The 14,635-nt window shown below is 53.9% G+C and carries 13 protein-coding genes; 6 read left to right on the top strand and 7 right to left on the bottom strand.

From position 1 onward, the window contains the following. Positions 1–800: 800 nt before the first annotated feature. Complete coding sequence (locus tag FRY97_RS16270) at positions 801–2,249, bottom strand: hypothetical protein (RefSeq protein ID WP_147168619.1); 1,449 nt, start codon at positions 2,247–2,249, stop codon at positions 801–803. Positions 2,250–2,417: 168 nt separating this feature from the next. On the opposite strand from FRY97_RS16270, the gene FRY97_RS16265 reads away from it, so the two are divergent. Then, on the top strand, positions 2,418–3,857 hold the full coding sequence (locus FRY97_RS16265; RefSeq protein ID WP_147168618.1) for a T9SS type A sorting domain-containing protein: 1,440 nt from the start codon (positions 2,418–2,420) through the stop codon (positions 3,855–3,857). A 235-nt stretch (positions 3,858–4,092) separates the two neighbouring features. Here FRY97_RS16265 and FRY97_RS16260 read toward each other — a convergent pair whose 3' ends face one another. Continuing rightward, positions 4,093–4,713, bottom strand: a complete 621-nt coding sequence (locus FRY97_RS16260; protein ID WP_147168617.1) for a hypothetical protein — start codon at positions 4,711–4,713, stop codon at positions 4,093–4,095. A gap of 116 nt (positions 4,714–4,829) precedes the next feature. On the opposite strand from FRY97_RS16260, the gene moaC reads away from it, so the two are divergent. The 5 genes from moaC to FRY97_RS16235 all read left to right on the top strand — a co-directional run bounded on the left by moaC (position 4,830) and on the right by FRY97_RS16235 (position 9,434). Then, complete coding sequence (gene moaC, locus FRY97_RS16255; protein WP_147168616.1) at positions 4,830–5,309, top strand: cyclic pyranopterin monophosphate synthase MoaC; 480 nt, start codon at positions 4,830–4,832, stop codon at positions 5,307–5,309. Positions 5,310–5,396: 87 nt separating this feature from the next. Then, positions 5,397–6,554, top strand: a complete 1,158-nt coding sequence (locus tag FRY97_RS16250; RefSeq protein WP_147168615.1) for an NTP transferase domain-containing protein — start codon at positions 5,397–5,399, stop codon at positions 6,552–6,554. A gap of 4 nt (positions 6,555–6,558) precedes the next feature. Continuing rightward, positions 6,559–7,233, top strand: coding sequence for a molybdate ABC transporter permease subunit (gene modB, locus FRY97_RS16245; RefSeq protein ID WP_147168614.1), 675 nt, complete (start codon positions 6,559–6,561; stop codon positions 7,231–7,233). Positions 7,234–7,256: 23 nt separating this feature from the next. Then, positions 7,257–8,126 (top strand): ATP-binding cassette domain-containing protein, encoded by an 870-nt coding sequence (locus FRY97_RS16240; RefSeq protein WP_147168613.1) that lies wholly within the window; start codon positions 7,257–7,259, stop codon positions 8,124–8,126. A 546-nt stretch (positions 8,127–8,672) separates the two neighbouring features. Further along, positions 8,673–9,434, top strand: a complete 762-nt coding sequence (locus FRY97_RS16235; RefSeq protein WP_147168612.1) for a DUF547 domain-containing protein — start codon at positions 8,673–8,675, stop codon at positions 9,432–9,434. Position 9,435: 1 nt separating this feature from the next. Here FRY97_RS16235 and FRY97_RS16230 read toward each other — a convergent pair whose 3' ends face one another. The 5 genes from FRY97_RS16230 to FRY97_RS16210 all read right to left on the bottom strand — a co-directional run bounded on the left by FRY97_RS16230 (position 9,436) and on the right by FRY97_RS16210 (position 14,633). After that, positions 9,436–10,935, bottom strand: a complete 1,500-nt coding sequence (locus FRY97_RS16230) for a tetratricopeptide repeat protein (RefSeq protein WP_147168611.1) — start codon at positions 10,933–10,935, stop codon at positions 9,436–9,438. Positions 10,936–11,184: 249 nt separating this feature from the next. Then, a complete protein-coding gene (locus FRY97_RS16225; RefSeq protein WP_147168610.1) occupies positions 11,185–11,943 on the bottom strand; it encodes a zinc ribbon domain-containing protein in 759 nt (252 codons plus the stop codon). Between the two features lie 76 nt (positions 11,944–12,019). Next, positions 12,020–13,033, bottom strand: coding sequence for a Nif3-like dinuclear metal center hexameric protein (locus FRY97_RS16220; RefSeq protein ID WP_147168609.1), 1,014 nt, complete (start codon positions 13,031–13,033; stop codon positions 12,020–12,022). Between the two features lie 29 nt (positions 13,034–13,062). Continuing rightward, on the bottom strand, positions 13,063–13,554 hold the full coding sequence (gene rfaE2 / locus FRY97_RS16215) for a D-glycero-beta-D-manno-heptose 1-phosphate adenylyltransferase (RefSeq protein ID WP_147168608.1): 492 nt from the start codon (positions 13,552–13,554) through the stop codon (positions 13,063–13,065). Further along, entirely contained in the window at positions 13,551–14,633 is a 1,083-nt protein-coding gene (locus tag FRY97_RS16210; RefSeq protein WP_147168607.1) for a lysylphosphatidylglycerol synthase transmembrane domain-containing protein, read from the bottom strand. Before FRY97_RS16210 ends, rfaE2 begins: the two co-directional genes overlap by 4 nt. Between the last annotated feature and the right edge of the window lie 2 nt (positions 14,634–14,635).

Here is a 14,635-nt window from a genome sequence, read left to right as displayed (position 1 = left end):
AAACAGTTAAAAAATGCGCTTTGAGTGCTGTCCAGATAGTGTGTTTACTGTTCTTTAAAATCAAAAAAGTTACCCAGGAGCTCTACTGAGAAAGCGGCTCCGGGTAACAGGCAAAAAAGAAGTTCACGAACAAAAACAAAACTTCTAAGAGCCTGCCAATGCTAAACCAGCGAAGGCTCTTTAATTCCTTCGGGTTTTTTAGGTACAAATAAGCTTTTAAATGCCAAGCGAACGGAGAACTTGAACTGCTTGCACACGCTTGGAGCCCGTTCTGATCTGTAAATCAAAGACTTATAAACATTTAGCCTGCCGAACTCAATTTTTGAACTAGCTCGCCAGAAGCCTGCCAATCACGCTAAGTACAGTTGGCAGATGTTAAACCTTTGACTTTCAAAACAGGCTCGCTACAAAACAAACCTTCAGGCACAGCATAGCATCACTGAAGACACCTTAATCAATGTCAACAGCAAATAAAGCTGAAACCAGGTTACAGCTATCCGATAGGCGGCTCTACAGCCGTCTTGAGCCTAAAAATTTAGTGGTGTCCTGTTAGTGTCTGTCAATGAGACATAGCAGGTGTTAGGAAAGGCCGGATCAGGATTAATGGGTGCAAAATCATTTAACGCCGGCCGCGCTTTTTGGTGAGTGTTGTTTATCTTCTTTTGGGTTATGGTGCAATATTAATCAGAATTACGATAACCCCTGCAATCAAATAACTTTTTTCTTCATCCAACACAAATACTTGTCCTACAGTTAATTACAAGCAAATGTAGTATTTGTGTTACCCTATTTGCCCCAAATTATCGTGCTGATACCGGCTTGAGGCCCGCTATTTTCTCCATCAGCCACTGCCGTCCGGCGAGCGCTTCGCACGCTTCCACCTCTTTTTGGATTTTCAGCAACGCCTTCTCATCCCCTGGAGAAAGATTGGACAGGCGGCGGGTAAACCGGATGACATTCAGGTACTGCTGCCGCACTTCCTTAGATATCTGCCGGTTGCGCCTAAGGTATATCCGAAAGCTATCGAGCAGCCCGTCCAGCGCTAAAAACTCCCCAGCCTCGTAATAAGTCAAGAGCAGGAGCAGCTTACTGCCTAATGCATACACCAATGATTCGTACTCCACCTCCCTCAACTGCTCGATGACACGCCCGTAAGCCCCCTGATGGAAGTAGACCTTGGCCAGGTTGTACGCCAAGGCATTATCCCGATGCTCTTCAGGGAGGCGGTCTGTGTAGCCTTCTATGAATTGCTCTACCCAATCGTAAGCCTTGATGTGCAGGCCTACCGTAATGATGTTCTTATAATCCTGATAGCTCAGCTGCCCTTCTCTGAGCAACAGCTCCGACTCTATCCCTCTGCGGTAGACCGTAAAAAGCTCTCCAAAGTAAGCAGCTTCCCCTGTATTGATCTTCTTATCGATACAAAAATTGCTGAGGTGGATGCAAAGCGCCCGTGCATCCTCGGCGGGGAACTCCCCCAAATTAGAAAACAAAAGCTCTCGCAGTTCAAAAAACCAGGGCTCCCCATCCTGATCGGTGAGCATACGGGCTGTATAATAAAAGGCTTTAAGCCAAGGCTCTTCGGCTAGGAAAGGCTGCCCGCCAAGGTAATCGAGGTAGCCTTCCCGAAGATAAATTTTAGGAGGGGCGGCCATAAAATGCTCATAGCCCACCGCATCGCAGTAGTGCTTGAGCTTGCGCAAATGATAGCCCACCTCCAAAAAGTAATCTGCAGCTTCCAAAAACTGTGCATCTTGAAGTTTTTCGCTACGGGCTTCCACTTGCCAATGCCGCTCCAGGTAAAAACGGTATCTGTACTCGAAAGAATGCGCCGTCGGGGGCTGCTCCGCCTGCCGCTCCATTTTGCGCACTACTCCACGGAAATGCTTTTCCATATGGGGCGCCCTTGTTGCTGCCATTACGGACAGCCATTCCTCTTCTGGCCGGCCGGCCGAAGCCTCCGCATGGACAAACCTGTATGCCATCTGCAGCAGGCTTGTTTGCAACTGCCTCATGGCCAAGTCATTATACGAAACTCTAGCTTCAAACAAGCTTTTCCAAACCAATTGCTTGGATAATTGTTTACTTCCTAATCCTACCTCTTTTTCCAATTGTGCCTTCAGTTTTCTGAACAGCAGCAGTAGCTCCCTTTGCTCTGTATAATAAGGAGAAGCCAAGAACAGCTCGAAACGCTCCAGCATGCTGCCTGAAAAGGAAGCTAAAAAAGTGTATAGTTTAGACTTCTCCATCTAGAACAATACTTGTTTTTTTAAAACCTAAAAAACTAAAAAACAACAACTTAAGAAGCACAAATCCTCTAAAAACAGAAACAAAACAACAAAAACGTCCTTTTGTTAAAACATTTAGCCCTGCACTTTTGCATAGTGAAAGACCATCTGGGAAAAAGATCTACTGACATGCGAACCAACCATACACCAACTGCTTTCCGCTTCCGCGCTGCGCTCATCAGGGCGGCGCTCCTCCTGCTCTCGTTGTGGCAGCCCCTTACGGCATATTCTTCCGGGCCGCCCAACTGCGAGGCCCACTTTTTATTCACAGAAGCGCTGGATGGCACATTTTATGCCTATTCAGACGGGCACAACCCTCAGGATAGCCTAAGCTGGAGCATCAACGGGTACCCCATTCCAGCACCTGCCCAAACCGCCACCCTTCATTTTGAAGTGCCACAAGGGGATACCGCATGGGTTTGCCTCTCTATCTTTGGGCCACAAGGCTGTACCGATAGCTTTTGTGCACCGGTCACCTCCGGCTCGGATGAAGACTTGTGCATCCTGAGCGACTGTATCTACCCGGGTGATGCCAATGGCGACCGCAAAGCCAACATCTATGACCTTCCCAATATTGGGCTAGGCTACGGGCTGGCGGGCCCTCCACGCACTTACCTGCCAGATGCTTCCCACCCTACCCTTTGGGCCCCCAATGCTGGCCCAGACTGGGCGCATAGCAACCAAGGCGTCAACTATAAACATTTCGACTGTGATGGGGATGGCTTCATCGACGACTACGACGTGGCCGCGATACAGGAAAATTACGCCCCAGACCTCAACACAACTGTTGCAACAGGGGGCGAAGGCAGCCCGCCTGTGTACCTGGCATTTGACGAAGACCACTACCTTATTGATGGAGGAAACGAGTTTGTGCACGTCACTGCTGGAATCTATGCCGGTTCGGAAAGCTACCCGGCACAAGACCTGCACGCCCTTGCGCTCTCCTTTGCCTACCCCTATGAACTGACCCTGCCCTTTTCTATATCTGTCGACTACAACGAAGAAGCTTTCCTAGGCACGTCTGAAGCCTTGCTACGGACGGAAAGAGACTTGCTCGAATTTGGCGAAAGCCGCTATGATATTGCCTGGGCCCGTAAGAATATTGGCGGCGCTGCAGGGCAGAGCCGCCTGGCCACTGTCAACTTCATCGTCAGCTCGGATATCATCATGGGGCGGTTCGAGCCAGAGATCCCCTTCACCACGGTCATCACTGGCCTCGCCCTCATAGGGGCCGAAGGGGATACGCTCAGCACCAACGTAATCACAACGGATACCACCCTGCTAGTGGACGAGTCCTTCATCAGCCAAAGCGGAAGCCGTTCTCTGCCCAGCCCAGCCGTACAGGTTTATCCTAACCCGGCTGGAGATGCCGTGTGGCTAAAAGCGCAGGGGTTCAGCCAAGGCTTCACCGCGATCATAGCAGACCTGCAGGGGCGGCCGGTAAAGGCCGCCTACAGCACGACCCCTGATTTCCGCTTGCAGATCGCTGATCTGCCAGAGGGGATATACATCCTCAAAGCACAAAATGGGGACCGGCAGGCCATAAGCCGGATGGTCATTGCACGTTAACCACCGGGCAGCTGGCACAAGCGCATTAGAAGCCAATACTACAGGGCAGGCCTTAGCCCTAGGAGGGCACCGGACTAGCGCTGCGGAGGGGTGGCCAGCCCGTTAGGGCCGAGCGGACAGCGAGCCCCGTAGCATAGCGGCACCTGCTGCCAAGCAGGGGCAGGCCCCTATCCTTGCGGAGGGGGCAGGCCCAAAAGAACGGCAAGCTGGTTTGCGCCAAGCAAAACTTGTGCACCTAAGCGCCATACCAAAGCTGCACGAGCTGCACGAGGGCCAGGGCCAGGAACAGGGCACTGAGCGCAAAATTCAGCTGCTTATAAAATGTGGCCCCGGCCTGCTCTACCCGGCGGGCAAAGCGGGCATAAACCGTAAGCACAGCATAAGCGCCGCTCGCTGCGCCCAATATGAAAAACAAGCGGTAGGGGCTGCTGAAGGTAATGAGGTCTCGCGCACGGAGCAGGGTGCCAAAAGCAAAAATACCGGGCACATTGAGCACATTAAAAAAAGAGACTACGAAGCCCTTAAGCACAGGCCTCCCCTTTCTGCGGCTCCCTTTAGCTACCTGCCTGCGCAGGGCCTGCACTAAAAAAACGAAGCTCAAAGCAGCAAACAGGGCTACTGCAGCCTGCCGCAGGTAACTGAGCCAGCTCGGGTGGCGGGTGAAAAGCCCGGCAAAAGCAATGGCGATATAGCCGTGAATGAACACCGCCCCGGCAGCCCCTATATTGAACCGGTTGGCAGCAGCATAGCCGCGTTTGATACACTCCCTTACCGTTGTCATATTGACGAGCCCGGGCAGTGCCACTCCCAATGCCATGCTCAGAAAGCCCCAAAAGCTATGCATAATATACTCCATATTGCAAAAGTAGGCATTCGAAGGGGTTTCGCCTGGCCGCGCCTCATATCCGGCCACAAAATTGTTCTTTATGCAGCGTACTGTGTACCTTGGTGCTGAGCAAAATTGAAACAAGCATGAGTTCTTTTACCCACCTCGATGCAAAGGGCAACCCCAATATGGTAGACGTAGGGGAAAAAGCCGTCACCCGGCGTAGCGCACGGGCCAGGGCCATAGTAGCCCTTGGGCAGGAGATTATGGATCAGCTCGAAGCCGGAGACATCCGGACAGCCAAAGGGCCTGTTTTCCAAACGGCTGTCTTGGCAGGCATCATGGCCTCCAAGAAAACGGGCGAATTGATCCCGCTGTGCCACCCGCTCGGGCTAGACAACTGCAACGTCGACATTCATGTTAATGAAGCTAGAGAAGTGGTGATCGACTGCACTGCGCGCATCACTGCCCGCACAGGGGTAGAGATGGAAGCCCTGACCGGCGCAACTGTAGCTGCGCTCACTGTCTACGATATGTGCAAAGCCTTTTCACACGACATCCTTATCCGCGAGGTGAAGCTCATGGAAAAAACTGGTGGGAAACGGGACTTCAAACGGGAAGGCTGACCCTCAGCTCAAAAGCCTGTGCAGCCTTTCTATCCATTGGGCCTTTTCGGAGGATACCGGTACGCCCAGCATTAAAAACTGATGATCATGGAGGACTCCAAGCCTAAACATAAAAAACATGCAAGCCTTTCGAGGCCTGCTTACGGCCAGTTCCACCGCAATGAGTGGGCTATACTAGGTACGCCTTGCGGCAACGTCCAACGGCTGGCTTATGCCATTATCGACCGCCTTAGCGAGATTTTCCAAATTGGCTATGTCGATGCTGACCATAAGGGGGAGGGCGATGAAAATGGGCAGCCACAAGCTATGCAGCACGGTGCCCACCTTGTATATACGGATAAGATAGGCTACCACCGGCTAGATTTCCGTGGCGGGCTGAATGCTTTTCAGTTCCGCCCATTGCTCAATATGCAGGACGCCGTCATCATCAACGGCAACCACTTCCCTGGCAAGCGGCAAATTGTAGTAGTAGACCCCAAAAAGGAGGAATCGTTGAAACGAAAGCTGGACCGCCTGACCGACGTCCGGCTCATCCTCTTGGCTGACGGGGTAAGCGAGCCCTTCCCATGGCTGCGCGAGGCGCTCGAAGGCTTTAACAACATCCCGCAGATGAAGCTGGCAGACGATGCCGGCATCCCGCTCTTTGTGGAGAAAGAGCTCAAAGCCCTGCTCGCCCCGCTCTATGGGCTAGTGCTCGCCGGGGGCAAAAGTATGCGCATGGGGGAAGATAAAGGCCTCATCAACTACCATGGCCAACCTCAGCGGGAGCACTTGGCACAGCTGATGGGCAGTATCTGTGAAAAGGTGTATACCTCCTGCCGCCCTGAACAGGCGGGGGAAGTCAGCAGCCCGCTAGCCGATGCTTTCAGTGGGCTAGGCCCTTTCGGAGGCATCTTATCTGCTTTCCGGCAGCACCCCGAAGCAGCGTGGCTGGTGGCTGCCTGCGACCTTCCCTTGCTCGACCACAGTGTGCTTGCCCAGCTGGCTGGCTACCGTAATGCTTCTAAACTGGCTACGGCTTTCCACAACCCGGCCACCGATTTCCCGGAGCCCCTCATCACCATTTGGGAGCCTCGGGCATACCCGGTTTTACTTCAGTTTCTCGCACAAGGCTATTCCTGCCCACGCAAAGTACTCATCAACAGCGACATAGAGCTACTATCTCCTGAAGAGCCCGATAAGCTGCGCAATGTGAACAACCCCGAGGAACGGGAAGCCATAGAAGTACTCCTTAAAGCACCATAACCGTATGGAAAGCAGTTTTTGGCAGACCCTTTGGCTTACTTTTCAACTGGCTGGGGCCACTACCCTTATCTTGCTCGTACTGGGCATCCCGCTCGCCTATGGTTTATCCAAAAGCCAGAGCCGGGCCAAGCCACTGGCAGAGGCCCTGATCAGCATGCCGCTGGTACTGCCGCCCACTGTACTTGGCTTTTACCTTTTGCTGGCTTTCAGCCCTAGCTCGGCATTGGGGGCCTGGCTGAGCGAAACTGCCGGCCTCAAGCTCGTCTTCACCTTTAGCGGGCTGGTAGCCGGCTCTGTCATTTACAGCCTCCCATTTATGGTGCAGCCCCTGCAGTCTGGTTTTGAAAACTTGCCCCGCCACTTGGCAGAAGCCTCTTACAGCCTAGGGAAGTCCCGTTGGGAAACCTTGATTAAAGTAGAGCTGCCCAACATCAAGCCGGCCCTGCTCACAGGTATCGTCCTCGCATTTGCCCACACTGTAGGCGAGTTTGGCGTCATCCTGATGATAGGCGGCAATATCCCTGGCCAAACCAGGGTCGCCTCCATTGCCATCTACGATGAAGTGGAAGCCATGAACTATGGCCTGGCCAATCAATATGCCCTGGCCATGGTAGCCTTTGCATTTACGATACTGGCCGCTGTCTACCTCATTAACCGACGGATGCTGCGCACGGCCTAGCAACTCCTCTCAACCTAAGCACGATGATCCGCATCCGGCTAAAAAAACACTTGCACGCAGCAACGGGGCCCCTTTTGCTGCAGCCCGAATTAGAAGCACAGGCCGGCGAGTTCCTTGCCGTGACTGGCCCATCTGGCAGTGGCAAAACCACACTGCTGCGGATGATTGCAGGGCTGGAAACAGCAGCAGAAGGGAGCATTTCCGCATTTGGGGAAACCTGGCTCGATACCCGCCAAGGTATCAACCTCAGGGTACAAGACCGCAACGTCGGGCTCGTCTTCCAGGATTACGCCCTCTTCCCGAATATGACCGTAGCGCAAAACCTGCACTACGCCCTGCCCAAGGGGGCCCCCGAAGACATCATCAGCGAGCTCGTAGACATCACTGAGCTGCAAGAGCTGATGGGGCGCTACCCCGCACGTTTGTCCGGAGGGCAACAACAAAGGGTGGCCTTAGCCCGAGCTTTGGTAAGGCGCCCACGCCTGCTCCTGCTGGACGAACCCCTCTCTGCCCTCGATCAGCGCATGAGGGCACGCCTGCAGAACTATATCTTACGGCTACATAAAGCTTTTGGGCTGACCACCCTGATTGTCAGCCACGATTATCAAGAGATTTTCAAACTAGCCGACCGGGTAGTGCGGTTAGACCACGGGGCCATCTCTCAGCCGGAGCTGCCTGATGAGGTAGCCTTGGCGAATGCGCCCGACGGCTCCTTTTTGCTTTCCGGCGAAGTGCTCCATATAGAGGAAGCCGGCAGCAGCTTCCTGATGAGCGTCCTTATTGGCACCAATGTGGTACAGGTGCCCGCTGCTATTGCCGATCTGCGCGGGCTGCAGCCTGGCGACCGCGTTGAAGTCCGCTTTGAAGCCCATCAGGCTATACTTTCGCGCTAGCAGCCAAAGCACGGATACCTTTAGCGGGCAGCCCAAGACAGCAGGGGGGCAAAACACAAACACCTGTCTTTCAATACCTTTCCTGCCCAAACCTACGGGGCGAAAACCAGATTGTCGTTTTTTCAGGGGCCTGCCCCTGCCAAAAGGCAGGTGCCGCTATGCTCCGGGGCTCGCTATCCGCTCGGCCCTGTCGGGCTTAGAGCTGTTCAGATTTTGCTTTTGGAGCGAACGCAGCCAAATTTTGCCCTGATCGAGGCGTTTTATATTCAAGAATGGGACAAAGGGCCCCATTCTTGAATCCAATAGCCTAGCTACGTGACCGAAAAACAACGAAGAGCAGGACAAAAGTTGGCAAGAGCAGCCCGAAGGGTAAAATCCGAACAGCTCTTAAACCCCTGCGCAGCGCTAGGCCGATGCCAGGCTAGAGCACAAACGCCCGCGACCTTTTGATTCACGCCCAACCTACTCAGAGGCGATTATCGGCATATCGGGCTATAACTTCTGCCCCCTCCCAGCTGTTTCCTAAAAAAAACACTTTCCGACAGCATGAAATACCTGCCGCTTGTATTGTTCCCCTTTTTAGCCTTCGCCTTCACCGGCTGCAAGGTGGGCAAAGTCCGCTCTTCCTCTCAGCCCATTTCCCATCAAATATGGGACAGCCTCCTGCAAAAACATGTATCCGATGACGGGCTGGTGGACTACGAAGGCTTTATACGCGACAGCGCTCAGCTCAACGCCTACCTCGGCCTACTGCGGCAGAACCACCCCAACGATAAAAATTGGAGCCGGGATGAGCGCCTGGCCTATTGGATCAATTTGTACAACGCCTTTACCGTCAAGCTCGTTGCAGACCATTACCCTGTGGCGAGCATCAAAGACATCAAAAACGGTATCCCTTTTGTGAATACGGTCTGGGATATTAAATTCATAGAGATTGAAGGGGAAACCTACGACCTGAACAATATAGAGCACGGCATTATCCGGCCACGCTTCAAGGAGCCAAGGATACACTTCGCGGTCAATTGTGCGGCCATCTCCTGCCCCAAACTGGCCAACCGGGCTTATACTGCTGAAAAGTTGGATGCACAGCTCACGCAGGCAGCACGAGCCTTTTTGGCCGATGAAAAAAAGAACCAGCTCAGCACAGACGCGGCGCAACTGTCTAAGATTTTCACTTGGTACAGTGCCGATTTTAAAGCCACCGGGAAAAGCCTAATCGGGTACATCAATCAGTACGCGCCTATAACACTCGACAAAGGGGCAAACCTCACCTATTTAACGTACGATTGGGGGCTGAACAAGCAGTGAATCAGCCCTTCAGGCGGCTGAGCCCGGCTTTGGCCTGTTGGTGCAGCCCGGTGCGGTAAGCTTCCGGCTTTAAGCTGAGGCACCGCTCAAAAGCATTGGCCGCCGCCTGGGGCTTGTCCAATTCTTCATAGATCAGCCCCATTTGCAAAGCTGCGTTGCAGGCGAAAAACAAAGGGCTTTCGCTGCCCATCACAAACGCCCGCTGATAGGACTTCAGCGCCTCGGGGTAGCGCTCCAGGCCATGCAGCATGCGCCCCATTCGGTAGTGGTATTCCAGCTGAGCATCTGCCCCGAGCTGCCCAGCATCCAGCCCCTGCAGCAGTTCATGCCCCTCCAAATAATACCCGCCGTCGAACAACAGCCGGGCTTTGAGCAGTGCTAAGTGAGGAGGCTTCCCGCTCTCCGCTTCCCGCTGTGCGTCCTTATCTCCTCCTGCCACATCATAACCGACACTTAGGCAGGTTTGCATCTGCTTGGCATACCCAGCTTGGTCCCCATTGACCAAGGCCTGCCAGGCCAGCTTTTGGTGAGCCTCCTTGATGAAGTTCCGCCCATTGTAAGCCGCTATGTAGCGCTTAAAGTAAGGGGCAGCATCCTTATCCAGGCGGCGGAGCTTAGCCAGGCCATGCATATAATCCAGGTAAGGGAACTCATGAAAGCCCGGGCCAGAGGGCCGCTTTTCCAGTACTTCGACCGCTTTATCATTGCGGCCGGTGCGCATGGCCATATTGGCCACTAAGAAACAATGCAAGGGGTTCTCAGCGGGGGATAAGCCTGCCTGCCGCAGAATGTCCCATGCAGCGTCTTCTTCCTTTTCGAGGTGCAGCATGAGCAGAGCATACAGCACATAAGTCTCTTGCCCGAAGGCGTAGCCCGGGTCGTCTTTCATTTTGATGATGACCTGCTGCAGCTCGCTGCGCCCCCCCTCAACGGTGCCGCGCAGCCCGCTCAGTACTTTGATGCCCCACTTATAGCTGTCGGGGATGGTGCCGACCATGGCATGCAGAATGCCCAAATCTTTTTGGTTGGGCAGGAATTCCGGGTGCAGCGCTTGGTTTTCCTGCAATAAGCGGTGGGCTTTGCTCACTTCTGTGAAAGCGCTGAAATAGTCTCCAAAACGCAGCTGCGCCAACGCCCACTGCAAACGGATATCAGCCTGGACAAAGCGGTAATAGGGCGATTCCGGGCTGCCTTCCTGCTCGATTTTCTCCAACCGGCTGTCCCGCTTTTCGCCTAAGGCCTTGTACTCCTTTTCGTCTTCATTGATATAGATCTTGAAGAAGTCGATATAGTTTTCAATGTGGTAGACCACGAGGTTGCCGGGGTCTGTCAGGCGGATTTGAGAAAGCAGGGCATAGGCCTCCCCAAAGCGGAGGCTGGTAGCCTTAGCATAGGCTTCCCTTGCTTGGGGCGTGTAGCGGAAATCTTTGCCCGAAGCGGATGCCATGGAAAAAGAAAAAGTGAGCAGAAGGGCCGTCAGGACGGGGCGAAAGGTGTACATAGTTGGTGTGGTTTGGTGTACCCTAACGGCCCGGCCGGGCTGTTAGGTATGGGCACAGCAAGATTTTAGGGCATGCTGGGCGTTTAGCAGAGGGTGCAAAATACGGGAAGGGCGGAACATTTCTGGCACGCCCAACGGATTTTTCCACGCTCCTTCTTGTGCAAGCTGCTGAAAGCTGGAAGCCCCGACAGAACAGACTGTTCAGCCGGGGCTTCCCTGTACAGCTTCAGCCCCTTGGGGCCGGCTGATTTAAGCAGTGGCTCTGTCTTCCACTTCCGCAGCGATGGAGTCATCCACCAAAATGCGGCTACAGTGCTCACATGCGATGATTTTCTTGGACATAGCGATCTCCAGCTGCAACTGAGGCGGGATCATATTAAAGCACCCACCGCAGGCACTCCGCTCAACGGTGACCACAGCCAGGCCGTTGCGGTAGTTGGTGCGGGTACGGTCGTAAGCTTTGAGCAGGCGTGCTTCGATACCTTTGCGCGCCTTTTCGGAAGCTTTGCGGAGCGCTTGCTCCTCCTTCTCCGTCTTTTTGATGATCTCCTCAAGCTCGACCTTCTTGGTCTCCAAGTCTTTCTGCTTGCCGGCCAGGCGGTCTTCTGTAGCTTTCAGCGTTTCTTCTTTGCGCTCCCGCTCCTTTTCAGCGCCACGGATTTTCTTTTCCGACAGCTGTATCTCGAGGTTTTGCATCTCAAGCTCCTTCATCAGGGCATCGTACTCCCGGTTGTTCTTCACATTATCGAGCTGGGAGTTGTAGCGCTCAATCAGAGCTTCAGCCTCTTTGATATTGGCCTGATGATTGGAAATCTCCTTATTGTAATCTTCGATTTGCCCTTTGAGGCGGTTGACACGGGTATCCAGGCCTGCGATCTCGTCCTCTAGGTCGCTCACCTCTATTGGCAGCTCCCCCTTTAGGATTTCGATTTCATCAATTTTGGAATCAACGGTTTGTAGCTCGTACAAGCTTTTCAGCTTCTCGGCAACAGTAGGTTCTCCTGCCATTATCTAAATGGTTGATTTTAGTTATCGGAATAAGCGGCAAGCCGCTGCCTGAAGTTTGCACAGGCTTAGTTTTATATTACAAGTAACGTACCGGGTTGGTTTTTACTGTAGTAGCATAAACCGCAAATTTACTAAATTTCTGAGAAATAAGCTTCTGCAATAGAGGGATTGTGTACTGCTCGCTCTCAAAGTGGCCTATATCTGCAATGACCAAGCGGCCGTCAGCATCAAAAAACTCGTGGTACTTATAATCGGCTGTGATAAACACATCGGCTTGCTGTGCCTGAGCAGCGCCCAAAAGGAAGCCCCCCGCGCCCCCACAAAACGCCACAGTAGAAATTTTGCGCCCCAGCAAAGGGGTATGCCGGATCATTTCTACTCCCATTTTCAATTTCAAGCTCTTTAGGAAGGCCAGCTCGTCTTCAGGCTCCGATAGGCGCCCGATCATGCCATAACCAGCCATCGGGCTTTTGCCTTCGAGCACAGCAACTTGCACAGGCAGCCCCTTCAGGGCCTGCATCAGCGCGCTTTGCCGCCCTTCCGGGAAAACGGCTTCTACCCGCTCCCCCCCGTGCACAGGAGTGATGGCACAGGCAATCTGCTCTTTCCCAAAAGGGCCTGCGCCAGCTTTTTCCAACTCCCCGGCCAGCGCCTGCCCCTCGCCGGCAGCCACTTGCACCGACAGCTGCTTCATCCGCCCGGACGGCCCCAGGATGCGGGTATCTTCCAAGCCTATACGGCGGGCGATCTCTGAGTTCACCCCCTCGTAGTATACGCTGTCAAGGTTGGTGTGTATGGCGTATATGGCGATGTCTTTGCGGATAGCCTCCATGACCACCCGCTCTACATAATGCTTGCCCGTAAACCGCTTAAGGCCGCGGAAGACGATCGGGTGGTGGGCAACGATCAGGTTGCAGCCTTTCGCGGCAGCCTCTTCTACCACCGCCTCGGTGCAATCCAAGCAACAGAGCACCTGCTGGACCTCCTGCCCGGCATCCCCTACGAGCAGGCCAGAGTTGTCATAATCAGCCTGGTACACCGGCGGTGCCACGGCTTCCAAGTATTGCATCACGTCATGAATACGGGTCATATCGGGTTGTACTTTTGTGGTGCAGGGCCTCAGTGCCCCTTCCTGATTTTTGCTTCTATGGATGTCGTGGAGTAGCCCTCAATATAAGGCAGGACTTCAACTTGCCCGCCCCTGCTGAGCACTTCCTCTGCCCCAACAATGGTAGCGATGCTGTAGTCCCCCCCTTTCACAAGCACATCGGGCCGCAAGGCCCGGATAAGCAGCAGGGGCGTATCTTCGCTAAAAGGGACCACGAGGTCTACAAACTGCAGGGCCGCCATTTGCCACAGGCGGGTCTGCTCATCGTTGATCGGCCGGCCAGGGCCTTTGAGCCTGCTGACCGATGCCGCATCGTTGAGCCCGATGACGAGGCGCGCGCCCAGTTCACGGGCTTCTGCCAGATAGTGGATGTGCCCATAATGCAGGAGGTCAAAACAGCCATTGGTGAAAACCACCCGCTGCCCTTCAGCAGACCACTGCCGCACGCGCTGCGCTGCACGCTGCACGTCCAATTCGATTTTCGCCTGTATCTCAGCAATCATGAACGCCTATTTGGGGCTGCAGCCAAAACCGGCTCCGGCTCATACCCCCGGTTGAGGACAGGGAGGAGAGCCAGGGCCAACAGGCCAATGAGGACATTACAGCCCAGTTGAATGGAAAAAAAGGAAATGTTCGCCCAAGAAAAGCCATCGTCTCCGCTGATGCCGTACATGGCAAGTGCCGTTTGGGCCAGAAAATGGTAGGTGCCCATGCCGCCAGGGGACGGGATAACGATGCCCCACCCACCGAAAACGAAAACGGTGAGCGCGGCCACTGCCGAAAGGCCCGATGTGGGGGCGAATGCAAAAAAGCACAGATAGGTCATCATAAAATACATGAACCAGACATTGAGGCTGTGCAGCAGAAATAGGAAGGGGCGGTCTAGCTGACTTACGGTCTTGATGCCCTGCCAAAAGCCCATTGCCAGGTTGTACACCTTCTGGTAGACCGTGGTACGGGACAGCGGCTTGCGGAACAAATAAATCAGGCCAAGCCCTGCCAGGCCTATGGCCCCGGCTGCCAGCAGCAGATTGCCCAAGTTGGCCAGCCGCCCAAGGTCCGCTTTTTCATTGACGAAAGCCCAGATGGTGTCAAATTCTAAGAGGAGGGCCAGCCCGGTCACAAGGAGTATGCTGATCACATCGATCACCCGGTCGGAAACGATGGTGCCCATTACTTTTTCCACGGGTATCTTTTCATATTGGGCGAATGTTGCCCCACGGACCACTTCCCCCATACGGGGCAGGCCCAGGTTGGCAAAGTAGCCTAAAACGATGGTAAAGAAGGCATTGATGAACTTTGGCTCGTACCCCATTGGGCGGATGAGCATGCGCCACCGGGCCGCCCGGCTGAAATTGCTAAGTGTAAAAGCAGCTAAGACCATCAGCACCCAAAAGTAATTGGCCTCCTGAAAATCCGTCACCACCTTTTGCAGCAAGCTGCACTCGCTCCCAGGTATGCCCTTCAGGGCACACTCCTCTTGGTAGGCCGCATTCTGGCTGTTGTATACCAGGTACAGAATAAACAAGCCTGTGCCTAGAAAGAGCAGGAACTTGAAGATATTGATAATAGTTTTTTTCACAG

Origin of the sequence: Phaeodactylibacter luteus, assembly GCF_007993045.1 — a bacterium.
Lineage (GTDB): Bacteria > Bacteroidota > Bacteroidia > Chitinophagales > Saprospiraceae > Phaeodactylibacter > Phaeodactylibacter luteus.
Note: the sequence above shows the minus strand (reverse complement) of the source record. Positions and strands in the feature narration are given on the sequence as shown.